Origin of the sequence: Sporosarcina sp. FSL K6-6792, assembly GCF_038004885.1 — a bacterium.
GTDB classification, from domain to species: Bacteria; Bacillota; Bacilli; order Bacillales_A; family Planococcaceae; genus Sporosarcina; species Sporosarcina psychrophila.
Genome location: NZ_JBBOSA010000001.1, coordinates 1,212,898 through 1,236,915 on the forward strand (window position 1 = coordinate 1,212,898; position 24,018 = coordinate 1,236,915).

Annotated in this window: 19 protein-coding genes; 7 read left to right on the forward strand and 12 right to left on the reverse strand. The window is 39.1% G+C overall.

Features of this window, described 5'->3' with window-relative positions:
- Positions 1 to 331 precede the first annotated feature (331 nt).
- Positions 332 to 1,888 (reverse strand): ABC-F family ATP-binding cassette domain-containing protein, encoded by a 1,557-nt coding sequence (locus MKZ26_RS05830; protein WP_340765033.1) that lies wholly within the window; start codon positions 1,886 to 1,888, stop codon positions 332 to 334.
- Between the two features lie 319 nt (positions 1,889 to 2,207).
- Between MKZ26_RS05830 and MKZ26_RS05835 the strand changes: the two genes are divergently transcribed.
- Positions 2,208 to 2,714: a YehS family protein gene (locus tag MKZ26_RS05835; RefSeq protein WP_067207997.1), complete on the forward strand. Its 507-nt coding sequence runs from the start codon at positions 2,208 to 2,210 to the stop codon at positions 2,712 to 2,714.
- 107 nt (positions 2,715 to 2,821) lie between these two features.
- On the opposite strand, the gene MKZ26_RS05840 is transcribed toward MKZ26_RS05835, so the two are convergent.
- The 3 genes from MKZ26_RS05840 to MKZ26_RS05850 form a co-directional block, all read right to left on the reverse strand.
- Positions 2,822 to 3,589 (reverse strand): IucA/IucC family C-terminal-domain containing protein, encoded by a 768-nt coding sequence (locus MKZ26_RS05840; RefSeq protein ID WP_340765035.1) that lies wholly within the window; start codon positions 3,587 to 3,589, stop codon positions 2,822 to 2,824.
- Positions 3,590 to 3,624: 35 nt separating this feature from the next.
- A complete protein-coding gene (locus tag MKZ26_RS05845) occupies positions 3,625 to 4,605 on the reverse strand; it encodes an ABC transporter substrate-binding protein (protein WP_340765037.1) in 981 nt (326 codons plus the stop codon).
- Between the two features lie 225 nt (positions 4,606 to 4,830).
- Entirely contained in the window at positions 4,831 to 6,585 is a 1,755-nt protein-coding gene (locus tag MKZ26_RS05850; protein ID WP_340765039.1) for an AraC family transcriptional regulator, read from the reverse strand.
- 482 nt (positions 6,586 to 7,067) lie between these two features.
- Here MKZ26_RS05850 and MKZ26_RS05855 point away from each other — a divergent pair, with 482 nt between their 5' ends.
- Positions 7,068 to 7,505 carry an NUDIX hydrolase gene (locus tag MKZ26_RS05855; protein ID WP_067207987.1) on the forward strand — a complete coding sequence of 146 codons (438 nt, stop codon included), beginning with the start codon at positions 7,068 to 7,070 and terminating at the stop codon, positions 7,503 to 7,505.
- A gap of 1,261 nt (positions 7,506 to 8,766) precedes the next feature.
- Here MKZ26_RS05855 and MKZ26_RS05860 read toward each other — a convergent pair.
- From MKZ26_RS05860 to MKZ26_RS05870, 3 genes are read right to left on the reverse strand one after another with little or no spacing between them, the layout of a single operon-like run.
- Entirely contained in the window at positions 8,767 to 9,447 is a 681-nt protein-coding gene (locus MKZ26_RS05860) for a hypothetical protein (protein ID WP_340765041.1), read from the reverse strand.
- 11 nt (positions 9,448 to 9,458) lie between these two features.
- Positions 9,459 to 10,319 (reverse strand): ABC transporter ATP-binding protein, encoded by an 861-nt coding sequence (locus MKZ26_RS05865; protein ID WP_340765044.1) that lies wholly within the window; start codon positions 10,317 to 10,319, stop codon positions 9,459 to 9,461.
- Positions 10,306 to 10,677, reverse strand: coding sequence for a GntR family transcriptional regulator (locus MKZ26_RS05870; protein WP_340765045.1), 372 nt, complete (start codon positions 10,675 to 10,677; stop codon positions 10,306 to 10,308). The genes MKZ26_RS05865 and MKZ26_RS05870 overlap by 14 nt, the downstream gene beginning before the upstream one ends.
- Positions 10,678 to 12,314: 1,637 nt before the next feature.
- On the opposite strand from MKZ26_RS05870, the gene MKZ26_RS05875 reads away from it, so the two are divergent.
- From MKZ26_RS05875 to MKZ26_RS05890, 4 genes are read left to right on the forward strand one after another with little or no spacing between them, the layout of a single operon-like run.
- Positions 12,315 to 13,397 carry an iron-siderophore ABC transporter substrate-binding protein gene (locus MKZ26_RS05875; protein WP_340765047.1) on the forward strand — a complete coding sequence of 361 codons (1,083 nt, stop codon included), beginning with the start codon at positions 12,315 to 12,317 and terminating at the stop codon, positions 13,395 to 13,397.
- On the forward strand, positions 13,390 to 14,430 hold the full coding sequence (locus tag MKZ26_RS05880; RefSeq protein WP_340765050.1) for a FecCD family ABC transporter permease: 1,041 nt from the start codon (positions 13,390 to 13,392) through the stop codon (positions 14,428 to 14,430). The genes MKZ26_RS05875 and MKZ26_RS05880 overlap by 8 nt, the downstream gene beginning before the upstream one ends.
- Entirely contained in the window at positions 14,427 to 15,458 is a 1,032-nt protein-coding gene (locus tag MKZ26_RS05885) for a FecCD family ABC transporter permease (protein WP_340765051.1), read from the forward strand. The genes MKZ26_RS05880 and MKZ26_RS05885 overlap by 4 nt, the downstream gene beginning before the upstream one ends.
- Positions 15,458 to 16,273 (forward strand): ABC transporter ATP-binding protein, encoded by an 816-nt coding sequence (locus tag MKZ26_RS05890; protein ID WP_340765053.1) that lies wholly within the window; start codon positions 15,458 to 15,460, stop codon positions 16,271 to 16,273. The genes MKZ26_RS05885 and MKZ26_RS05890 overlap by 1 nt, the downstream gene beginning before the upstream one ends.
- A 425-nt stretch (positions 16,274 to 16,698) precedes the next feature.
- Here MKZ26_RS05890 and MKZ26_RS05895 read toward each other — a convergent pair whose 3' ends face one another.
- The 5 genes from MKZ26_RS05895 to MKZ26_RS05915 all read right to left on the reverse strand — a co-directional run bounded on the left by MKZ26_RS05895 (position 16,699) and on the right by MKZ26_RS05915 (position 22,724).
- Positions 16,699 to 17,082, reverse strand: coding sequence for a VOC family protein (locus tag MKZ26_RS05895; RefSeq protein ID WP_067207969.1), 384 nt, complete (start codon positions 17,080 to 17,082; stop codon positions 16,699 to 16,701).
- A gap of 203 nt (positions 17,083 to 17,285) precedes the next feature.
- The gene (locus MKZ26_RS05900) at positions 17,286 to 17,561 is read right to left on the reverse strand and encodes an ArsR/SmtB family transcription factor (protein ID WP_340765056.1); all 276 of its coding nucleotides are present in this window, start codon (positions 17,559 to 17,561) and stop codon (positions 17,286 to 17,288) included.
- A 376-nt stretch (positions 17,562 to 17,937) separates the two neighbouring features.
- Complete coding sequence (ppsA, locus tag MKZ26_RS05905) at positions 17,938 to 20,550, reverse strand: phosphoenolpyruvate synthase (RefSeq protein WP_340765058.1); 2,613 nt, start codon at positions 20,548 to 20,550, stop codon at positions 17,938 to 17,940.
- A gap of 910 nt (positions 20,551 to 21,460) precedes the next feature.
- The gene (locus tag MKZ26_RS05910) at positions 21,461 to 22,084 is read right to left on the reverse strand and encodes a GyrI-like domain-containing protein (RefSeq protein ID WP_340765060.1); all 624 of its coding nucleotides are present in this window, start codon (positions 22,082 to 22,084) and stop codon (positions 21,461 to 21,463) included.
- 451 nt (positions 22,085 to 22,535) lie between these two features.
- Positions 22,536 to 22,724, reverse strand: a complete 189-nt coding sequence (locus tag MKZ26_RS05915; RefSeq protein WP_340765062.1) for a hypothetical protein — start codon at positions 22,722 to 22,724, stop codon at positions 22,536 to 22,538.
- Between the two features lie 258 nt (positions 22,725 to 22,982).
- On the opposite strand from MKZ26_RS05915, the gene uvsE reads away from it, so the two are divergent.
- Positions 22,983 to 23,936 (forward strand): UV DNA damage repair endonuclease UvsE, encoded by a 954-nt coding sequence (uvsE, locus tag MKZ26_RS05920; protein ID WP_340765064.1) that lies wholly within the window; start codon positions 22,983 to 22,985, stop codon positions 23,934 to 23,936.
- Positions 23,937 to 24,018 lie beyond the last annotated feature (82 nt).

Sequence of the window (24,018 nt, forward strand, 5' to 3'; positions counted from 1 at the left end):
ATCTTTGCTGCTTCGATGATGTTGGAATCCGATAAATCGGGCAGCATATTTTACATCCATTTCTATTAAATGACAATTAGTTCACCCCCTATCACTATTACAAAATATGTTACCAAAAACATAACTGTTTAGGCTTTTTCAAAAAATAGTATACTGAGCTATGTTGCTTAGCCAGAAATTGTTCCTGTGATCGAAAGCATTTTGCAGGCATGATAAAATACCCCCAACCAAAATAGTTGGGGGTAAGATTTAAGATACCTGCGTCACAAACAAACGTGATTGGCTGAGCTTCCATGTATATTTGACACATCGATACCTTGATTCAAACCACTTAAAACATCTTAGTCGTCCAATTTTCTCCGTTCCAAACATCGGTTACAAGGCCATCATAAAAATCAGGTTCATGAGAAATAAGTAGCACGCTGCCTTTGTATTCCTTTAAGGCACGTTTCAATTCCTCTTTCGCATCCCTATCAAGGTGATTTGTCGGTTCATCAAGGACAAGTAAATTTGTTTCGCGGTTTAGCAGTTTACAAAGACGTACTTTCGCCTTTTCTCCACCACTTAGCACCTTCACCTTACTCTCAATATGTTTGGTCGTTAATCCACATCGTGCAAGGGCGGCACGTACTTCGTATTGTGTGAAATGCGGGAAAGCTTCCCATACTTCTTCAAGACAAGTATTGTTGTTTTCCGACTTCGCTTCCTGTTCGAAGTACCCGATTTCCAGATGGTCACCACGAGTAACAGAACCGGCAAGTGCAGGGATTTCTCCTAGAATGCTCTTTAAGAGAGTTGTTTTCCCAATACCATTCGCACCAGACAAAGCGATTTTCTGCCCACGTTCCATCGTCAGATCCAAGGCATTTGACAACGGTTCATCATAGCCAATCACAAGTTCCTTTGTTTCGAACAGATATTTCCCCGGGGTCCTTGCCTGTTTAAAGGAGAATTGTGGCTTCGGCTTTTCGGCATCTAATTCGATGACATCCATCTTATCTAGCTTCTTCTGCCTGGACATAGCCATTTTACTCGTCGCTGCATTCGCTTTGTTACGTGCCACGAAGTCTTTAAGGTTTGAAATTTCCTTCTGTTGCTTTTTATAGGCGGCTTCCACCTGTTGCTTCTTCATTTCATGCACGCGCAAAAATTCATCATAATCCCCAGAATATCGAGCGATTTGCTGATTTTCCATGTGGTAGATAAGCTGAATAACGCTATTCAAGAATGGTATATCATGGGAAATCAATATGAAAGCATTTGCATAGTTCTGCAAATAATTGCGTAGCCAATCAATATGCTCAACATCCAAATAGTTCGTCGGCTCATCAAGAAGAAGAATGTCCGGTTTTTCCAATAATAACTTACCAAGCAACACTTTTGTCCGCTGCCCCCCACTCAAATCATGAACGTCCCGATCTAGACCAAATTCATTTAATCCTAGTCCGTTCGCTACTTCATCGACTTTGGAATCGACGATATAAAAATCATTGTTCGTCAATTCTTCCTGCATCTGACCCGCCTCCTCAAGAAGGATCTCCAGTTCATCTGCATCGACCTCAGCCATCTTGGCAAAGAGCGCATTCATTTCTGTCTCCTGGTCATAAAGATATTGAAAAGCGGTCCGCAGCACATCGCGAATGCTCATCCCTTGTTTCAATGCAACGTGTTGATCCAAATACCCGACCCGCACCCGCTTCGCCCAACTTACCGTTCCCGCGTCAGGTTCTAACTTGCGCGTAATAATGTTCATGAACGTTGATTTACCTTCGCCATTGGCACCGATTAAGCCGATGTGCTCTCCTTGCAATAACCGAAAAGAGACGTCTTCGAAAATCGCGCGATCCCCGAAGCCGTGACTTAAATTTGCTACAGTCAATAAACTCATATATTTTACACCTGTTCCTTCACTAAGAATAATTCCTCATAATTTAATGCAGTCCACAACCAGGACAAGCATTGACGTTCCTACTATATTATATAGGGATTTTATTGATGAGGAAAGCTACGATTTCACACTCATCTTATTCTAAATTTTTAATGCAGACGGGAATTCATCTTTTTTAAAGTCTGATATAACAAAAAAAAGGTTAAACTAATTTTATGTGCTATTATTAGGTTAACTTTGATTGCCTTTTTCTACGTTAAAAATGATGAAAATGATGAAACTATTGTGCATATATAACAATTTTACTGGAGGTTTATAAATGAATAATAATGATATATTAATTAGATTACGATATGCTTTAGATATAAAAGACTCGGTTATGGTAGAGATATTTAAACTTGGCGGCGTTGAAGTAACACAAGAAGAAGTGTCCATGTTGCTCATAAAATCAGATGACAATTACCATGATGCAGCTGAAAATGAAGGGACTTTAAAGTGTAGTAATAGTATGTTAGATTCATTTTTAAATGGCTTTATTATTTTCAAAAGAGGGCAACAAGATCCAAAACCAGGACAAGCTGAAAAACCGGCACTGGCTATAAAAAATTATGAAAGCGTTAATAATATCCTTCTAAAAAAAGTGAAAATAGCACTATCATTAACAAGCGATGATATGCTTGAAATATTAGAAGAAGCAGGAGTCGTTATAACAAAAGGTGAATTAGGTGCTGTATTAAGAAAAGAAGGACACAAGAATTATAAAGAGTGCCTTGACAGATACGCAAGGAATTTCTTAAAAGGATTAGCTATAAGATATAGAGAATAAGGAACCGTGGATATAAAAAACTGCACCCCAAATTATTAGTTTTAGCTAATAATTCGGGGTGCTTTTCAATTCGTATGCTGTTATTGAATTTACAATACCTGTATCCCTTAACCTCTAACTTTCGGACAGTTAGAGCAGTATTCTTCAACACAGGAGAGCTCGTAGTAGAAGCAGCAGGTTTTGCGAACTCGCATAGGCGGATTAGAGACGTATGAAGATGTATGTTCGCCATAAAAGCGGCTTAATGGGTTTTGCTTTTCCCCGAATAGCGCACCAGGAGCCTCATGAATCAGGTACTGAAAGTCTGCCTTGCCCCACGCTTGCTCCTGCTGATCCTCTGTTACACCAATTCGTTTCTCGTAAAGCGAAAACACACGAACTGCTACGTTTTCCCATAGAATAGGTTTTGGCACGTTGGCAACTCTAGACATCACTTGTATGAGTTTGCCTAGATTTTCGGCAAAACACGCTTTAATAACAGTATCGCGCCAAACATGCCTCTCGTTAGTTTCAGGCATAGTGGCATCGACGTCAACAAGACTGACATGCTCCAGCCAGGAGTGACCCGATGATGACTCAAGCGAGCAATTTTCGACCGATAAATCTAGCCCTTTATTATACACTGACATGGCATATAGCAACGGAACTGAGGTTAGGAAGGCATACCTTTTCAAAAATTGCGAAGCTGTAATCATCCTCGAGGGAGACTGAAGAAGCACGGTTAGCCTATCCAGATAATCAGAGCACATTTCCGGGTCGACCAAGTCCAACGTGCTAACCGAATAAATACAATTGATTGCAGCTTGTTCACATAAGCCAAAATGTTGGCTCAAGTAATCCCATTCATTTTGTACAAGTTTGGAATGCTTAGTCATCCGCAATCCCCCTTAGATTCTCAGTCCACAAAGATTTAGTTAAGTGCATCAGCGATTTGATCGACAACCAAATTGATGGCAATTGGTCCATAATAACCAATCCACTGCGCTGTGTCCTCTATATACACTTGTTCGGTCGTAACCGCGCTCATATTTTTCCAAATTGAGGTGTTTTGAAATTCAGATGTCAGTTCCATATTCGTATCGTCTTGCAGCAGAAACATATGATCTGCCCCCAGCTCCGGTAAGACTTCAATTGAAATCATCGTACTTGAATCCGTGCTGTTGACTGCCATTTCGGGTGGAGTCAAGCCCAGATCGTCATACAAAATTTGTGAGGTACGATGAGATGTCGTCTGGAGACGAATCATTTTATCCCTAGGTCGAATCAGAGCTACGGTTTGGCCCTTCATTTTGTCAGCCAATGTCGTTTTTAGATCGCTCACTTTCAGTTTGTAATCATCCACCAACTGCTGCGCTTCTTCGGTCTGATTCAAAATTTGCCCAAACTTCAACATGACTGTCTGCCAATCCTCATTGCGCTCTAGCGTAAGTGTCGGTGCAATTTTGAGTAAATCCTCGTAGATCGCATCATGGAACTCCGTAGCGATAATGAGATCCGGTTCTAGTGCAAGGATTCCTTCCAAATTCGGTTCTACATACGTTCCGAGTAATGAGACATTGTCCATCTTATCGCCCAAATATTCCGGTAGCGCGTTGTCGGTTTCCGCTATTACGCTACCGATTGGCTGCTTGCCCAGTGCCAGCATTTGATCCGCATACTGGACGTCTAGCACGACAATTTTCTTAGGTACTTTCTCAAATGTCATCTCACCCTTGAGATGCTGGATTGTGACCGGTGATTCCTGTACCGGATCCACTCCGTCAGTAGTAGCTGGCTCTTGATCCCCCGTGCTAGTACTATCTTGATTTGAACTGTTTGAGCATGCCCCCAGCAACATAACCAGAGCTAAAACTAAACTAAAGACCCATACCGAACTGATTTTTGAAAACATATATGTAACCCCTCCACTTATATAATTGAGAATGATAATCATCATCACCCATCTCACTATAACGACTCAAGCCACTCTCGGCAATGGATGTTTGCGACAAATACAATGGATTATTGCGACATAAAAAACACTGTTGTAAGGTTTGGTGGCCCCTAACAAAAGTGTTTTTATAAGATATAGATTGCTATAGTGTCAGTTATTCCTTACTCTTTACAACAAATATGGCTATTTCGCATCCAAGAACACTTTTGCCACCTGATCCACCACCCGATTCATCGCAATCGGACCATAATAAGCAATCCACATGCTAACTTTGGCTTGGTAAACATGATCTTGCTGCACAGCACGCAGACTTTTCCAGGTAGTCGTGTTCTGGATCTCATCCGACCATAGTTGAAAATTATTGTCGGTCAATACAAAATAATGGTCGGCATCCAGCTCCGGCAACCCCTCCACAGAAATCATCGAGCTAGTCCGTTTGCGGTCAACCGCTTGCTTCGGTGGATGCAACCCCAGATCGTTGTATAGAATCGCCGCTGTACGATGAACGCTTGTATGCAATCTTATGTTGTTATCCCGCGGTCGAATGACTGATACCGACTGCCCTTCCATCTTTATCGCCAAGTCCGACTTCAGCCTACCGATTTTTTGTTTATATTGTTGTAGGACCTGCTCTGCCTCCAGTTCCTTACCCATAATACGCCCGATGATTCGTAATGTTTCTCTCCAGTCGCGGTTCCGCTCAAGCATGATGGTTGGTGCTATCTGCGCGAGGCTTCCGTAAATGCTCTTCTGGAACTCGGTACAGATTATAAGATCAGGCAACATGGCACGCAGTACTTCTAGATCAGGTTCATCCTTAGTGCCCAAGTTCTCGACCACGCCCAGCTTGCTAGTCAGATACTCAGGAAAGCTATTTAGATCTCCGCTCACTATGACGCTTCCGGCCGGCTGTCCTCCTAGGGCCAGCATATGGTCCATAAACTGGGGATCTAGTACGGCAATTTTCTCAGGCTGCCGTTCCAACTGTAGTTCGCCTTTTAGATGGATAACCAATCGCCGTGAGCGGCGGATTGCGGTATCCAGTGGATCTGTCCCCGCCTGTAGTGAGCTCACAGTAACCGCCTCTGGTTTATCACCTCTGGAATGTAGCATCAATTCTCGATATGTACTTGGAGAAACACCTGTGTGGCGTTTAAACAAGCGGCTGAAATAGTAGCTGTCCACATAACCGATTGCTAGGGAAATATCCTTGAGCCCTGTATTTGTGCGGCAGAGCAATTCCCTTGCCTTGTCCATGCGCACTTGCAACAGATAGTCAATCGGCCCAAGCGACAGACGCTTTTTGAACATCCGCTGCATCGCTCGAGAGCTGCAATTCAATAGAGCTGCAAGTGTGTCTACTGTGATTGGTTCGGCATAGTTTTCATCCATATATCTAGTAGCAAGTAGCACCATATCCGGTGAAGCATGCTTCAAACGCCGGTGCTGCAGTTCCCTCATCAGCTCGCAAACGAACTGATAAAACAACGATTTCACCTGCAGCTTTGCCATCGCTTCCGGCTGGCTCCATTCCTGCTCCATACGAGCTAAGATAATGAGCAGCGAGGCAGCATGAAGGGCTGCAAAACCATATTGGATTTCAAACGGTTCCGTGTGATCCATTAATTGAAGCAGATCCTGGCAACACGGCAGCGGCAGAGTGGCCTTATACTGAATCATATAATAGCTCAGATGATCGGCGATATCCGTGATAGTAAGAACAGCGCCCTTGCCAGCGTGGCAAACATATCCGCTCTCCAGATGCTGCTCCTCCCCGTCCAATAGCAACCTGCCACGACCTTGAATTGTGTAAATTAGAGTACTCGCAGAAAGTTGAGATGCGTGCAGCTGCTCGCCAATCGGCAGCTCAATCCGCTTCACCTCAAGTACTTTTAGCGATGCATGGTTCCAAAGTAAAAGATGATCTTCCACAATCATAGTATGATATCAACTCCTGAAGAGGGTCTGTCGTTGGCATAATATAGTAATACCTACCTTTTTCCCACCGCCTATATCTCCATCTTGACACTATCATTTACAAAATTTAAAGTCCGAATAAAGTCAAATACAAGTTTGCTTTAGTTCTCAATGACATAGTCAATCGTACCTGTTTCGCATAGTAAAAACCTTCTTGAGAGATGGCATCCACCTCCGTACAGTATGTTTAAATTATATTACTAGTGTTTCATGAAAATGAAATCAAATGATCAAGCAAAATGAACTGCTCACTTTATGGGTAATGCGGAATACTCAACTATCAAACTAATAAAAAGACCTTATAAATATAGACAAGGGTAATTCTGTCCAAATCCCAAACTATAAGGGAAACCATGACCAAGCATACCATAAATGGTAGGTTTTAAGTTTTCCAAGTGGTAAGGTTAAAGCAGATAACAATAGAGCTTTAGGAGGGCTAGATTATGTTTGTAGTGAATGTAGAAGGCGCTATACACCGCAATGGTAAATGGTTACTAATTTTAAGGAGTGCAAATGAAGAACACGCTGGGGGTTCTCTTTCGCTAGTTGGTGGAAAGTGCGAAATAGAAGGCGACTCATCTAATATTCTAGAAAGAACATTGAAACGGGAAATTCTTGAAGAAGTAGGCTGCGAAGTTACTGATTTAAGGTACGTAAATAGTTCTTCTTTTGTTACTGAATCGGGGATCAATGTAGTAGATATTGTTTTTCTATGTCATCATAAATCTGGAGAGCCTTACGCTAAAAGTAATGAAGAAGTTGATAAAGTAATCTGGATGACTACTTCAGAAATTCTTGCTCATACAGACTTACCTGTATACCTAAAGGAAAACGTTAAACTCGCAGACAAATTTTTGCAAGAGAATCTATATGTGGATTAATTTATCTAAGGTGAGGGTTTTAAATTAAAGCTACAATAGATATAAAGAAGAGCTCTAGTTGATAAATTCTATTAAAATCATAATAATTGTTAAGTAATGTTATGCTTTCAATCATACTAAGGGGAAGGCGTAGATAGTGTGTAGTGGAAATTACGAATTCCACTGTTAATATTTGTGTTTGGGTTAGTCTCTGGGCTCGTACAAAAGTTCCCTTCAACATTTTTTATGGATACTAATAATTTAGTAAGAAGTGTGATACCAATTACCATTATTGGTCTAGTCTTTTATGGATTAGAGGCATCTCAAGTAAATGAAAAGGAAATTCATTATTCATTGGGTTTAATTTACATTTATTAATTTCGGCATTGAAACTATTGATAATAAAGCTAAAATGCAAAGTTTGGTCCAATCAACAAATGTTATACATCACAAGTGTTGATTGACCAAAAACAACCAGTAACTAACTGAATCAAATACTAGACGCTTCGTGTACAGTTACTTCTGGATTGCTTTGGATTGAACGACCTCTATACGATTACCGAGATGTTTTGATATGTAGGGATGCGACTTCGTCGCATCCCTACATATTTTTCCGATAATCGTATGGTGCTTATTCATCCGGCGCTATCCAAATGCATTAGTACACAAAGTGCTAATGCTTTTCGGGACGAAAGAATAGCGAGGATTCTAATCTGGCTAATAGCCGCCAAAGATACAATTTTGGCGGCTGAAGTCTTCTCCATAGTCTTGTCTTTTTTAGTTAAGGAAGAGGCACTTTCTTATAGTCCATCGCATGATAAGAAGCGTACTCTTTACTAAAAGTAAGCATGGAACACATTGTCCAAAGTACTAGAGTGCTCGAAATTGTATCTTCGGGCACTTATAACCTATATACTAAGTCATCTATTCTTTTTTTCTAAAGTAGCTGTATTTTTCACTTGAATAGTGTAGGAACGCGACAGGCAACTATTCGCAACAGGATGACCAAAACAAGTATGGCTAGGAATGACGTAGTCATTTCTAGCCATACTTGTCACCCAGCAAAGATGTCATGAATAGTTCGCCGAAAGCAGACCGGAAATGATTCAGTGAAAAATTGAGTTTTTCAAGCCTTTCTTACCTGCCCTTTATGCAAGAAAATGGTTAATCAACAGACGTGTTATTTTATATACTAATTACATTCACGTAAACTTCCACCACTATATATTACTAGCTCAACTTACCTTATGAATCAGAAGTCCAAGTCCAAATCCACATTGAATTAAAGCTTTAATGTGACCTGTTTAATGAGCGGATATGTGAGTACTATACATACAATACCTAACCCACCTAATAAATGAAGTGACAAATACATATTTTCCAATGTCCACTTCAATATCCCACTCACATCTCCTAGTGTAAACCAAAGAAATCCAAAAACACTTATACCTAATGCTATTCCTAACATCCATATATAACCAAAGCGGTATAAAGCAGCTGAAACAATGGTACCTGTTCCAACGAAAAAGATACCAATAAGTACATCCACCCAGAAATAGGATAGCGCGTTTGATGCCCCGAATAAACTAGCAAAGTGGAAAATATGCGTTGTACTCCCCGTCTTATCTGTTATTAATTCAGACAGTTGGAATAAAACATTATGAACAATCATCAATGAAACTATAAATAACGAGTAACTGATAATAAGACTGGTTAAATAATTGGTACGGGTACCCCCAAGTCCGATCGTAGATTTAAATGCATCGCCAAACATAAAAAACGGTAAGAATAACAAGATGCCATAGATCGGTCCAGATATAAAGGGATAAAAATTATCCGGGCTTACATAATAGCCGACCATATTATAGATGGTTACTAACACTAGTGTAATAGCAGTAAATATATAAAACTGTATTTTTAAATCTTTTAATATGATTGTAGTTGGACCTTTTAAATCGTTCATGTATATCACTCCTAAGACGTTATATTAACGAGATAATCTTGCATCAATGCTTTGTCTAATTGAATATTATTCTGTTCGCAGGATACTTGTAGTTCCTTTGTTAAGGCAATATCAGCCATCACTTTGGATTGCCCCATTATATGCGTTGTTTCCAAAATTTCTTCAGGCTTAACGACTCTTTTTATATCTTCTATTTTGCCCATCATACTGACACCTTGTGTTTGAAAATATTCAATTGGTTGGTGAAATTTAATGCTGTGGTCTGATATAATCATTAGCTTTTCACATAGTGGTTCAATTTCATTAATGTGGTGTGAAGAAATCAAAATAAAACGCGGATCATTATCGTAAGAATCCTTTAAAGCCTGAAAGAACTGTTTACGTGCATGAGCATCTAAACCGTTTGTTGGCTCATCAAAAATTGTCACTTTCGAATGACTTGCTAAACCAATGACAAGCTGAATCATCGTATGCATCCCTTTAGAGAAGGAAGTAATTTTCTTTTTTCTTGGTAACTTGAATTGTTCAATCAGTGCATCCGCTTCGTCCTGATTCCAATTTTCATTGAAAAGGGCAGCAAAATGCAATGCATCTTTCACAGTCCAACTTTTCCCAAAATAATGATCCTCCCTTAAATAGCTAATCTTTTTTGAAATTGCACTATTATTATACGGATGTGTACCCAGTACCGATACTTTGCCTGAAACCTCACGTTCTTGGCCGGATAATAATTTCATTAACGTTGTCTTTCCTGCACCATTTCTGCCCCATAATCCTGTTATAACAGGATTATCTTCATTGAATGTTATGTTTTCTAGAATCAACTCATCTTTATACTTAAAATTAGCGTTTCGTACATCAATGATTGTCATAGTATTCACTCACCTTCTCCATTACTTCTTCTTTAGACATTTCTAATCGTTTCGCTTCTTCAACTAATAATTTAATATACGTTTCAGAGAAGCCTTGCGCTCTTTCATTAATTAATTTATCGCGAGCATGCGGGACAACAAATACACCAATTCCACGTCTTTTTTCAACAATTCCCTCATCAACTAAAATCCCGACACCTTTTTGAGCAGTTGCTCTATTAATCTGATAAAAATTTGATAACTCTGTAGTAGAAGGAATCTTCTCGCCTTCTTTGATCACACCTTCAACAAGCGCATCCTTTACCATGTCGGCTATTTGAATAAAAATAGGCGATTGATCATTTAATTTAACTTTCATTGTATTTCTCCTTTTCAGCGAAATAACAGTTGATTAGTCGACTAATCAACCATACATATTTTATTTTATTTTGTCAAATTTTAATTTTAAAAATGTTATCCTGAACAGCCAAAACACCTAAAAATCAGCATGAAAAAAGCCATCATTTTAAGATGACTTTTTAATATTGTACTTATAATGGTAATTATGGTTATAGGAATGTATCACCCCTGTCGCATTTCACCAATTATTGGGGAATTTTTGCCATTGATTGTTAATATGTAGTTCAATTCTTCTGTATTTCCTCCTTCCAAAAAAAATAAAGAGACTTCTTTCAATTACCGCCTTCTAGACTTCATGGACCTGCTATTGGACGATATTTAACAGGGCATGTGCCTATCCTCATCGTTGTAGCAATAAGTCAAAATAGTATTTTTGATACATTTGGTAATTTATCTGTTTTGAAATTTTAAAAAGGGAGTCTCCCGATTAAATTCAGATTTTGGATCCAAATCAATATTTTTCATACTAGCAATTTAAAGACAAAGCGCTAAATGATTCTCTTAAGGTCACATACGCTGCCTTTGGAAGGAGTGAGACAGAGTGTACATTGATGGGAGGAATTCGGTATACCTATACGTTAATGAATTTCTTTACTCACTACTTCTTCAAATGCCGAAAACCCTTGCATAACATTTCAATTGTCCTTTTATCATTCATCATAATGAGTCACCTATTTTCAATCAAAAAGAAGAGAGGAAAGTATGACTACTTCCTCCCTTCTTCTCGTATATAATGATTAGGTTTTTATGTTGCTTGCCAACCTCCGGCACCCGAAGTCCGGGAAGTGTATCAAGTTTTCACGGTGCCTAATCATCACCAGATATCTAACCCCAGGATCCCATAAAAGACATCCCGATGACCATTAGCCTTTCCTTTGAATAAAATCCTATTCAAGGCAAATGGTCAACTTTATTATATGCATCGCAACTTGAAATATGCACAACTATGGCCTGATCTAAGTAATCATATATAACTACTTAGCTTCCAAATGTTACTTATCCATCAATGTTATGAAGTGTTTCATCCAATTTAGTTCTATCAACTTATGCTGATTATTATACGTTTCGGCATTAACCACGGCATCAAAAACTACAAGCTGTAAGTTTTCTTGATTCCAAAGATTGCAGAGAACCCAACTCAAGGCTCAGCCTTATTTTTTTCCAAGTTTTTTTGTTATGCATTATTATCAATTATATTTTTTTCATTGGAGTAAAAGGCGAACAACCGAGTACCCATTCTAGAAGGGATGTTAGAGCGGTTAGAGTGCACAATTAAGAACCAATTATTCGCGATAAGCACTAGAAATTCGGCTACCCATCACCCCTCGTATATCGCGAGTAGCTCTTATAAATTTTCATTGACAACCCATCAAAGAGAATATACATTAAATAGAGAATGATTATCATTATCAATTATGAAAAGGAGACCAAAAAAGAAATTTTCATTCCCTAGCTGATTCTCTGATCATTATCGGAGCGGAAAGCAAAAACATTTTTCCCGAAAAACTTTACAAAATAGTAATGTTTGTGAGTTTACTCAGTAAAATTAATCAACAATTACTAAAAATACATTTTATGATAAGGAAGGTTATGAAAATGAATACGAAGCTAAAAATCTCATTAAAAGCATTACTAATTTCGGCAATGGCTATGATACTACTAGTTGGTTGTTCAGGTGAGAAATCAAGTTCAACACCTGATTCATCATCGGAAAGTACCGAAACATCTAAAACAGAAAAACCTGCTTCTCAAGATGAAAATACTGCATTTCCGATCGTAATCAAGCATGCATTTGGCGAAACTGAAATTGCTAGCAAGCCTGAACGAGTTGTTACAGTTCAATGGGCTAATCATGATGTTGTTCTCGCTCTCGGAGTTGTACCTGTAGGTTTCTCAGCGGCTAATTACGGGGTTCAGGATGACAGCGGACTTTTGCCTTGGACAGCTAAAAAACTCGAGGAACTCGGCGCAGATGAACCTAATATCTTCCAGGATACCGATGGTCTTGATTTTGAGGCTATTTCAGATGCAAACCCTGATGTAATTCTTGCAGCATACTCGGGTATAACACAGGAAGACTATGATGTCCTTAGTAAAATCGCTCCAGTTGTGGCCTTTCAGGACGCTCCTTGGGCAACCGAATGGCGTGACCAAGTTATATTAAATTCAACAGGTATGGGTATGAAAGCAGAAGGCGAACAACTTATTAAAGACACTGAGAAACTAATTGAGGAGGAATCAAGTAAATATCCTGAGATGGAAGGTAAAAAAGTTGCCTGGGTCAACTTCTCAGCTAAAGATATGTCTAAACTCCATCTTTATACACCTAAAGATCCTCGAGGTGCTTTTCTAATTGAGCTAGGTATGGAATATCCTGAAAGTATCACGAATCAGATTACTGATCCTACTAGCTACTCATTGTCATTAAGCGCTGAGAATGCTGATATTCTTAACGACGTTGATATCATAATTGGATATGGTGATGAAAGCCTATATGAAGCAGTTAAAGCTGATCCCCTGTTAGGCAAAATTCCAGCGATTCAAAGAGGTTCAGTTGTGTTCATTGGTAACGATACTCCTATGGCTGCTTCTGGAAACCCAAATCCACTTGCAATATCTTATACGATTGATGAATACCTTGAATTAATAGGAGGAGCCATTAAGAAATTAAATGAATAGTATATCGGCTTCCAAAATAAAAAAGTCAAGCTTACATATTCCGAAGAATTTTATAACGGTTCTAGTGATTTGTTTTGTCTTGCTCGGCTTGTGCATGTTTGCATCCCTGGCTTTAGGTTCTCGTATGGTGGGATTAAATGAAGTGATGGACGGTTTATTTCACCCTGACGTAAACTCCTACGAAGCAAATGCGGTTCGCAAAAGGATTTCACGAACAGTTTTCAGTTTACTTTGCGGTGCAGCACTCGGAGTTTCAGGAGCGCTTATGCAAGCGGTCACTCGCAACCCGATTGCAGACCCGAGTATACTGGGGGTTAATACAGGTGCATCATTGTTTGTTGTTTGCGGAATTGCATTCTTTAACATAAGCAGCGCCAATCAATATATATGGCTAGCTTTAGCTGGTGCTGCGCTTACTGCGATTTTCGTATTTGGAATCGGCTCTATGGGGCGTAGTGGCGCCACGCCCATTAAGCTTGTTTTGGCGGGAGCCGCTACAAGTGCCGCCCTTTCTTCTCTAGTCATCGCAATAATGATTCCACGTTCTCATGTCATGGATCAATTCAGATTTTGGCAGGTAGGAAGTGTTGGCTCAGCAAACTGGAGCGCTATTACGACTTTTACCCCTTTTTTGATAATTGGAATACTGATAGCTATTATTTCTGCACCCGCACTAAATGCACTTGCCCTGGGAGACGATGTTGCAACCGGACTCGGCGTTAAAACAGGAATACTGAGGCTTGTTGCAGCTCTTGGGGCCGTTCTTTTGTGCGGCTCAGCTACTGCCCTGGCAGGTCCAATTGGCTTTGTTGGGCTTTTATCAACCCACGTCATGCGCCTTATTCTTGGCCCTGACCTGCGTTTTGTTATACCGATGTCAGCTATTTCAGGAGCCATCATTTTGACTGTATCAGATGTAAGCGGCAGGCTCATCGGTAGCCCTGGAGAGCTTGAAGTCGGTGTAGTTACAGCATTTATAGGAGCACCGATACTAATACTATTAGCTATGAAATCGAAAGTGCGGTCATTATGAAAAATGAATCTGTTAAGTTTATTATGGCGGGCAGACGTCAAAGACACCGTCGATGGATACTTGTTACCAGCTCCCTAGCAGCACTTGCATTCATTCTTTGCTGTGCGATGCTTTTACTGGGGAACACCATCTATCCCGTAATAGATGTAATCCGAGTACTTTCTGGAGAAGAACTCCAAGGTGCTTCTTTTGCCATTAATACCATACGTCTACCAAGAATGCTGGCAGGTCTTTTCGCTGGATTCGCTTTCGGCATTGCCGGAAACACCTTTCAGACTATGTTGCGCAATCCCCTAGCTAACCCGAATGTAATCGGTATTACTAGCGGCTCGAGCGCAGCGGCTGTTTTTTGTATAGTCATACTTCATACTAGCGGAGCTGTTGTTTCCATTGCTTCCGTGATCGCTGGCCTTGCTACTGTAATACTAATTTACATATTATCTAGGGGAAAGTCATTTTCAATCGGGAGATTAATTCTTATCGGTATAGGCATACAAGCCATGCTTGGCGCTTTAATATCCTATCTTCTACTGATCGGTGCAGAACAAGATCTCCCCGCAGCGTTCAGATGGCTCAGCGGTAGCCTCAATGGCTCACAAATGCACGAACTTCCGCCTTTGATACTATCAGTTTTCATCTTTACACCTATTATTATAGTGCTAGGAAAACACCTAAGTATATTGGAACTTGGAGAACAGTCGGCCACTTCTCTCGGAGTGAACACGGACAAGACAAGAATTGTGCTTATTTTTAGTTCCGTCTGCATGATTTCTCTTGCTACTGCTACCACGGGTCCAATAGCATTTGTCTCCTTCCTCTCCGGACCAATTGCAAAAAGACTAGTCGGAGTTGGCTTCTCAAGCGCAATTCCCGCAGGTCTTGTTGGCGTTAATTTAGTTTTGGCGGCAGATCTAATCGGACAATTTGCTTTTGTGGCTAGATACCCTGTGGGCGTCATAACAGGAATACTCGGAGCGCCGTATCTGATCTTCTTGCTAATCCGAATGAATCGAAGGGGAGAATTATAATGAAACCGACACATATTTTTCAAGCCGAAGAAATAGTAGCGGGCTATGATAATAAAACGATCATCCATGGAGTCAGCCTTATTATCCCAAGTAATAAAATAAGCGTTATTATTGGAGCAAATGCCTGCGGAAAGTCTACGCTTCTTAAAACACTATCAAGGCTTATAAAGCCTACGTCTGGAAAAATCACTCTTGACGGAAGACCCATCAGCAAAATCCCATCAAAACAATTAGCTCGTGTTTTAGGACTGCTACCGCAATCCCCCATTGTTCCAGAAGGAATTTCTGTCGCTGATTTGGTTGGACGCGGAAGATTTCCGCACCAATCATTGCTCAGCGGTTGGACAAAAAAGGATTATGATGCAGTCGCCGAAGCTATGAGTATTATGGATATAACTGAGCTTGCAAATAATGATATTGACGAGCTTTCTGGCGGTCAAAGACAGCGCGTCTGGATCGCAATGGCTCTGGCTCAACAAACAGATATTTTATTTCTTGATGAACCAACAACCTTTTTAGATATCACCTATCAAGTCGAAATTCTTGACCTACTCACAGACCTTAACCGAAAGCACGGAACTACGATTGTAATGGTTCTTCATGATATAAACTTATCCGCGCGCTATGCAGACTATATTTTTGCACTTCGTAAAGGAAAGCTTATCGTTGAGGGTGAGCCATCAAAGGTTATTACAAGCACATTAGTTAAAGACATATTCGGCCTCGATTGCATGGTGATAAAAGACCCGGTTTCAGGCTCTCCTTTTGCCATACCAAAAGGACGTTATCATGTTAATAATGAATGTACTCCTTAATTGACCCAAACAGTGAATCAAACTAAACTATTTTATGTAAGCATTCATCATTGCACTTATGCTTATGTGCCCATTCACTTCAGGCATTGCCAGCATTCCTTTCTACCTCCACTGATTTGATTCGACACCAATACATACAGTAGAGGATTTTGAAAGGCTGGCAAGCTTTCTTGTTCTTTAAGTTACATAACACTATAAGTAAATATAAAAAAGTCCAATGTCTCAATATTAAAATTGAGACATTGGACTTTTTTCGTTACTCCGGAAAAGTGCCCTTTGATGGAATAACCTTAATTCTGAAGCAATAGTGTTTAAATAAAAACTTCCTACATACGCAGATACTCAGTTCATTCCTATACCATATGCTTTGGTGCCACGCGTTAATAGGTTGCTAAGCTTAACTCTACTCTGTTATCCGCATAAAGTTACTGCTGGATTATCTGAATATGGTTTCCACATGTATCATCGAAGACAGCTATTGTAACTTCGCCCATTTCTGTCGGCTCTATAGAAAAGTTCACGCCGTGTTTCAATAACCTATCGTACTCTTTGCGAACATCTTCAACACCAAACATTGTTACAGGTATGCCTTCTTCAAATAGTTTCTTTTGATACTCCTTGGCTGCTGGATGATTATTTGGCTCGAGCAAAATCTCAGTACCTTCTTGCTCCTCGGGAGAAACAAGTGCAATCCATCTAAATTCTCCGGTAGGAACGTCATGCTTTTTTACAAAGCCCAACGTTTCTGAATAAAACTCTAGTGCCTTGTCTTGATCTTCTACGAATATACTAGTAACAATAATTTTCATACTGTTTTTTGCCTCCTTTGATATTTGCGATGTATGGTGCTGTGCTAACAATCTGGTTGCAAGTGAAAAACGCACGTTCGTTCGAAATCCTGTTCCTATAATGCCCTTTTTAATATACCATTCAAAACACACTCAGTGACTTCATCCGCCTTTTATCTCCTTACTTACGTCTGCGGAATATTTTTTCTTGTTTTTCCACAAAATTACTCTATCCATCCATTCAGCAAGTTTTTAAGTGGTTCGGTGTTGAACATAAGTACTCGATATTTTCCCTTTCGTCTTGATTTTACAAGCCCTGCATCTTCCAATACAGAAAGATGTTTAGCTATCCCTTGTCGCGAAATGGTAAGGTTGTGCTTCGTAATGAGACGTACCGTAAGTTCATACAACGTTAGCTCGTTGCGTTCGGATAGTTCGTCTAATATCAGCCGCCGAGTCGAGTCGCCAAGTGCTTTGAATATAGCGTCTTTGTCCTTCATACATTAAGTATAAGCAACCGTGTAGTTGCTTGTCAATCGAACCGGAGGCATACAATCCTTTTTCCAACTACCAAAGTTCACTTCATAAACTCAAGAAGTAACCTTAGCCCGAACCATCATGATTTTCACTTTCCCCAATAATTTGCGCTTATTTAAATTGTTATTTTGCACATCAAACTTTAAAAACCCAGCTACCTCCAAATGAGAAGATTGCTGGGTTTCATAATTATTTTTAAAAAAATTAGGATTTCCCTAGTTAGAAAATGACTGCTCATATGTCCTAGTCACAGGGTTCTAAACATAGTCCCCAAAGCACCATGATGTCAATGATGCTTCTAATTCGTATGCTCTTCTTTTATGATTTAAATGTAATGAATTATAGTATTTCTATATACCCTTCTGTTCCATTTACTCGAATACGTTGTCCATCTTTTATCAGCTTGGTAGCATTCTCCACTCCGACAACTGCTGGTAAGCCGTATTCACGTGCGATAACTGCTCCATGGGTCATCAGTCCACCAACTTCGGTAACAAGACCTTTTATGGAGACAAATAATGGTGTCCAGCCGGGATCAGTAAAGGAGGTGACTAATATATCTCCTTCTTTTAAAACAGCTTCTTCCATGTTTAAGATGACACGTGCTCGTCCCTCAATAACTCCAGAAGAAACAGGTAGTCCTACAATCGATTCGGCTGGGAGATTTTCTCGTTTGTAGTTACCTGCAATGATTTCACCATCAGACGTGAGTACACGCGGGGGCGTCAGTTTTCCATAAAATTTGTAGTCGTTCTTACGTTTGCAGATAATCTCGAAATCCAGTTTTTTTGTTCGTACGACTTCACGAAGTTCTTCAAATGTGAGATAGTAAATATCTTCTTTTTTATGAATAACGTTGGCTTGTACGAGTTGTTCGGCTTCTTTCAGTAACGCCTGCTTATAAACGAAGTAGCGACTAATCATGCCGTACTTTGGATATTCACGATAACCGATGGAGCTTCGGATTAGGCTAATCACTCGTTTTGTCTCTTCGGCTTTTCGTTTACCATCCGGTAATTGCATCAATCGATCTACTAACTCTTGTTCTTTTTTCAAAGCTGCCTGCCGCCCTTGCTCAAATTTCCGCTTGCCAGAATCAGGCTTAAGTTCTTTGATGTTACTGAGAATCATTGGGACAAGTGTTGTTGGTTTTTCACTCCAACGAGGTTTAGTCATATCGATTTCTCCAGCACATCGCATTCCGTATTTGTTGAGATAAGCTATTATTGCATCTTGGCTTTCCTGTCCTCCTTCAAACGTAACGATTCCCTCCAAAAAGTTATCATCTTTTACATGCTGTAAATAATGAATTACTTCTGGATATGGACGAATCACATCTGCGACATCCAATAGCGCCAGACCCATTTCCGAAGTAACATTGTTTGGCACAGATTGGGAAAGCGTATCTGCTACGTTCTTTTCACCTAACCACATATTCATTTTTTCATTGATCCATGATGAAGCATCCATAGCAGTCATAATCACACCCAAACTTTGTGGGTCAAAAAGAATCTTCTTTAATTGCTGCAGATCTTCTAGTATAAAATCAAATAAATCTGATCCTGATTTCGTTTGGATGGTTTGTTTTAACTCGTTTATCGATGTTTCACTACTCTTTATCAAATCAGAAACGATTGTAGGATCGTTTTTGATTTGTGTTTGAAAACCCGCAGAAGACATACTTTCATTACTACTACTTGGACTCAGCTCTTTGTCATCAGTTGGTAACAATTTAATGAAATCCCGCTCGATTAGGGTCATTAGTGCGTCTTTTATAAGCGGATCGGATTGTCCCAGCGTATCTACTAAAACTTCTCTGCTAACAGGTGAAGCCAGACTATGTGTGATATCAACAAACAGCCTTCCACCAGCTTTACGCATGGGTGCAGGAGTCGTTAACAGGTAAAAAGCCAATCCTAATGGTTTCATGGGGTCGGTCATCATTTGTTGATGACCGACAGAAACGTAAACGTGATTTTCTTGATCATTCGCTTCAGGGACAGGGAATAAAGTAGTGATTGGGCGACTCTGGACAATATAAAATGTATCTTCAACCAAACACCATTCGATATCTTGTGGGCAACCAAAATAAGCTTCAATCTGTCTTCCTTTGCGTGCTAGTTGTAAAATTTGTTGGTCAGTAAGTGTTTGAGACTTTTGCAGATCAGGATTGATCTGCTGCGTCTCTGTTCCGCCTTCTTTTAGCCCATAGATAGCCAGTTTTTTGGTTGCTATCATCTTATCGACGATTTCATCTTCTTGCACCTTATAGCAATCCGCCGATACCAAGCCGGAAACAAGGGCCTCCCCTAGTCCAAAGCTAGCATCGATCGATAGTAGCTTTCGATTAGAAGTAAGCGGATCAGCAGTAAATAAAACTCCTGAAGCCTGTGGAAAAATCATGCGTTGAATGATAACGGAGAGGAAAACTTGGCTGTGTTCAAATCCATTTTGGATTCGGTAAATTACTGCGCGATCAGTAAATAGGGAAGCCCAACATTTACTGATGTGTCGCAATACTTTATCTCTTCCGATGATATTTAAATAAGTGTCATGTTGACCAGCAAAGGAGGCAAATGGAAGATCCTCGGCTGTTGCACTTGAACGAACAGCATATGCATGCTCTAGGCCAAATGTTAAGAGACATTGATCGATATCTTGTTCGATCCCCTTCTCGATCTCAATCCCCTCAATCAGCTCACGAATCTTCCTGCTAATTTCACTAATTCTTTTTCGTTCGTCCACTTTTTGAACTGCTAGTTGATCTAGTAATTGTTGAAGTTCCTCATTTTCCCCAATGACTCTTTTATATGCCTCAGTGGTAACACAAAAACCTTCTGGTACAAGTGTTCCTTCAATCCTCGAACACTCACCCAAATTCATCCCTTTGCCACCAACCACCATTTGACTCATTTTATCGATTTCCCGTAACTCTAGTACATATGGTTTCATTTCTTTCCCTCCCATTTATCGCTCAATACCAAGACGAATCATATGACAAAAATTGTTCATCTGATCAACTAATTACGCTGTCCACTCGTTCTTGCTCCTGGCGAAGTTCCATATTCACATCAAACACTTCTTTTCTCAAAAAAATATTGACTAAAAAGGGCTTTATGATGTATAATTAAAATAGGGTAATCTATACACAATCTACTTAAATAGCGTATAACTATATAAATTTACCACAGTTTCTCACTTTTTTCAATGAATTTATGCAATCATAATTGTTGCGAATTCGAAGATGAAAAATGATATCCAATTATTTAGTGTAGCATCAGGAAAATACGGATTTAAAACATTAAGAAATTCCAATATTAAAAAGCCTAATTCCTTAGTATTAATATTAAGATATTGGGCTTTTTCGTTCCCCCTTATTAAAGAGCCTGATCACTGAGCACACTGCTGTTCAATTTGAAAGAGACGTTTTTTTCACTTTTTATAAACAATCAATTCCAACCAAATACTTACCATAAAAAAACACCTAAAACATTGAAATCAACAATGTTTTAGGTGTTTTTTATTGAATCAATTTTCGTTACATAATGTCCCACGAGGACGTTTTTAGAGCGTTTAATTCCTGATATACCTAGGTTTCTTCTATTCAATCTCTATAATATGTGTAAGGCTTTTCATGACGTTATTTGTTATAAAGACTAACTTTTTCGAGTTAACGCTACCCAATATTCTCTTTAACTATATACACTGACCACTTATGTATTTTGCAACTTCAAATACTCTTTTTCGAATTCATTCGTCTGGCATAAAAAAGCATTACTAATTGAATGGGAATATACAAAATACAGCTTGGGGTATTTGAGAATACGATTCGTTTTAAATAAAGCGCGAAACGAACATTTTTTTATTTAGAAACTTTAAATCTTAGCACAGTCTTTAATTTTTCTGGAGCTGTTCTTCTTGCATCTGTAATATAGATTTCTCTATGGCTTTTTTCAATTCGTATCAAACCTTGTTCCTCACAATACTTTTCCATCTTAGAAAACGTTTCTGGTTCTTTATCGTAGCTACCATGGTGCATCATCTGAACACATAATCCATCAGAAAAAGATTCGAGTGTTGCTGTATCAACTGCTAAATGTTTCTTTTTTGCTCGTACATTTTCAACAGCCCTTTGAAAAAGTTCCCTCGTCACAAAGTCAGGCTGTCTAATCATTAATTGATAGACAAAATGATTTTTATCCAGGTAATCCAATTTTCTTCCCTCTTCATCTAAATCCCAAATTCCCTCAAGCGGAAATACTGTATATTCATAGTAGTCTTGTGGTGTGTAGCCACTCTTCGGCATCATTCGAATACTATAAGACAATGCATATAAAACTTCCACATTTATCCGAAATGAATCGCTATCTGGATGTCCTGCACCTTGTAATTTGATATACGTCTTTTCAGTATCATTGTAAATAGTAGGGATCTGTTTTGGTAAATAGATTTCTTTATCCTTTTTTCGCCATTCATACTTTATCATTAAATTGCACCCCTCATACTTCGTTTCTCTATCTACTACATTGTGCCAATTTGCTTCTTCCCATCCCAAGCGGGCTTCCACACGTGCATACTTTAACCGCCTTTTCTATTTATAATTGCTGCCTAGTTTTGTATGGTATTATCTTCGCCAAAATCGCCACCACTTCAGACTAGACTTGTTCCTTCTATAATAGGGGATTCAAGTGAAAGTATCAAAAAAACCCAAACTATTCTAGCCTGTACAATCTAGATAGCATATCTTATCTTCATTTCTCATATTTCTATTCCCTCTTTCAGTAACGCACTCGTTAGTTGAATAAGTATTACCTATAAGAGTGAAATACCATATTTTTTTACAATGCCATTGTATGTTTGCAACCTTTTAGATAATAATATATTTGTGAGTAGTAACTTAAAAAGACTCAGAATAACTTCTGAGTCTAAACTTCTTATCATTTTCTCCCCAGTAGCGCCATTAAACCTTTATACATTAGGACAAGGGAGAAAATCAAAATTGCCAAAATACCTATTAAGTTAGTTATCGGCTCTAAACCCGCTAAAAAAGTATCTGATAAGGGAACCTTTAATAATGCAAATCCAGCTAAAATACTAGCCAACATCAAAAGAATAAATCGATCCATTTAGTTTAACCTCCTCTCAATACATTATATGAACAAGTAAAAGGAAGGTTGAACCAATTGTCTCTCATGGACCGTTAGCTTATATAAAGCCTACTCAATTAACGAAGCGGGTTAACCATTCTCATTTTGTGTATACATAAATGGATTTATGCAGATAATATTTATGTATAAATTTCCCCTCACTGTTTAAAATGCTCTTAGATATTATGTGTCAGATTAGATTTGAACCTCAAAGTATTAAATAAAGGGGAAAAGTAGATGAAAATCCGGTTCGGATATGTAGGTAATGCACTAGGCTTATGGGATGCAAGTCCATCAAAAACTATAACTTTTACACGGTATTCAACGCTCCCTATAAACGAGAGAATGGAAAAATTGAAATCGATAACAGCACAAAATTTACAGCACACAAAAAGAATTTTGTATTATAATATCGCGCATGAAATAGAATTATACCGATTTTCAAGCTCACTTGTCCCTTTAGCAACCCATCCGGAAGTGATGTGGGATTTCTTAACTCCATTCAAAAACGAATGGGAAGAAATCGGGAATTTAGTCCAAAATTTCAAGCTTAGAGTAAGCTTTCACCCAAATCAATTTACACTTTTCACAAGCCAAAGAGAAGAAGTCACAACGAATGCAGTAAGAAGTATGGAATATCATTTTAGGATGCTCAAAGCTATGAACTTTCTTGATACGGGATTAATAAATATTCATATTGGCGGAGCCTATGGGGATAAAACTGCGTCATTAAACCGTTTCCATCAAAATCTCAAAAAATTGCCAAAGGAAATTAAGAAGCAGATGACGCTAGAAAATGATGATAAAACGTATGATGTTCGGGAAACACTCATTACTTGTGAAAGGGAAAACATTCCAATGGTACTCGATTATCATCACTATATGGCGAATAACGTGGAGAGTGACCTCCCTCTTTACTTGGACCGCATATTTAAGACTTGGAATACCTTTAATATTGTCCCAAAAGTTCACATTTCTTCACCGAAATCAGATCAAGCCTATCGTTCTCATGCCGACTTTGTTTCTTTAGACTTTGTCCTCCCCTTCTTAAAGATGGCAAAGGAGCTTAATAAGGACTTTGACATAATGATAGAAGCAAAACAAAAAAACCTTGCCATGCTGAAACTTGTAGATGAAATAGCTGCAATTCGAGGAGTCAAACGTACTTCAGGGTCATCTGTGGAATGGTAACCGCGAAGAATAGAATTAATCACTTATTGAGTCCAGATTTTGAATCGAGCTTGAGGCAAACAGGATGTAGATCATGCAACCG

Bases quoted from the DNA above. Each gene is read 5' to 3' on its own strand.
- MKZ26_RS05915 (WP_340765062.1), bottom strand. From the start codon at position 22,724: ATGGATCGATTTATTCTTTTGATGTTGGCTAGTATTTTAGCTGGATTT.
- MKZ26_RS05890 (WP_340765053.1), top strand. From the start codon at position 15,458: ATGAAACCGACACATATTTTTCAAGCCGAAGAAATAGTAGCGGGCTAT.
- MKZ26_RS05830 (WP_340765033.1), bottom strand. From the start codon at position 1,888: ATGAGTTTATTGACTGTAGCAAATTTAAGTCACGGCTTCGGGGATCGC.
- MKZ26_RS05895 (WP_067207969.1), bottom strand. From the start codon at position 17,082: ATGAAAATTATTGTTACTAGTATATTCGTAGAAGATCAAGACAAGGCA.
- MKZ26_RS05885 (WP_340765051.1), top strand. From the start codon at position 14,427: ATGAAAAATGAATCTGTTAAGTTTATTATGGCGGGCAGACGTCAAAGA.
- MKZ26_RS05910 (WP_340765060.1), bottom strand. From the start codon at position 22,084: ATGATAAAGTATGAATGGCGAAAAAAGGATAAAGAAATCTATTTACCA.
- MKZ26_RS05875 (WP_340765047.1), top strand. From the start codon at position 12,315: ATGAATACGAAGCTAAAAATCTCATTAAAAGCATTACTAATTTCGGCA.
- MKZ26_RS05840 (WP_340765035.1), bottom strand. From the start codon at position 3,589: ATGACTAAGCATTCCAAACTTGTACAAAATGAATGGGATTACTTGAGC.
- MKZ26_RS05835 (WP_067207997.1), top strand. From the start codon at position 2,208: ATGAATAATAATGATATATTAATTAGATTACGATATGCTTTAGATATA.
- MKZ26_RS05845 (WP_340765037.1), bottom strand. From the start codon at position 4,605: ATGTTTTCAAAAATCAGTTCGGTATGGGTCTTTAGTTTAGTTTTAGCT.
- MKZ26_RS05865 (WP_340765044.1), bottom strand. From the start codon at position 10,319: ATGACAATCATTGATGTACGAAACGCTAATTTTAAGTATAAAGATGAG.
- ppsA (WP_340765058.1), bottom strand. From the start codon at position 20,550: ATGAAACCATATGTACTAGAGTTACGGGAAATCGATAAAATGAGTCAA.
- MKZ26_RS05855 (WP_067207987.1), top strand. From the start codon at position 7,068: ATGTTTGTAGTGAATGTAGAAGGCGCTATACACCGCAATGGTAAATGG.
- MKZ26_RS05900 (WP_340765056.1), bottom strand. From the start codon at position 17,561: ATGAAGGACAAAGACGCTATATTCAAAGCACTTGGCGACTCGACTCGG.
- uvsE (WP_340765064.1), top strand. From the start codon at position 22,983: ATGAAAATCCGGTTCGGATATGTAGGTAATGCACTAGGCTTATGGGAT.
- MKZ26_RS05870 (WP_340765045.1), bottom strand. From the start codon at position 10,677: ATGAAAGTTAAATTAAATGATCAATCGCCTATTTTTATTCAAATAGCC.
- MKZ26_RS05850 (WP_340765039.1), bottom strand. From the start codon at position 6,585: ATGATTGTGGAAGATCATCTTTTACTTTGGAACCATGCATCGCTAAAA.
- MKZ26_RS05880 (WP_340765050.1), top strand. From the start codon at position 13,390: ATGAATAGTATATCGGCTTCCAAAATAAAAAAGTCAAGCTTACATATT.
- MKZ26_RS05860 (WP_340765041.1), bottom strand. From the start codon at position 9,447: ATGAACGATTTAAAAGGTCCAACTACAATCATATTAAAAGATTTAAAA.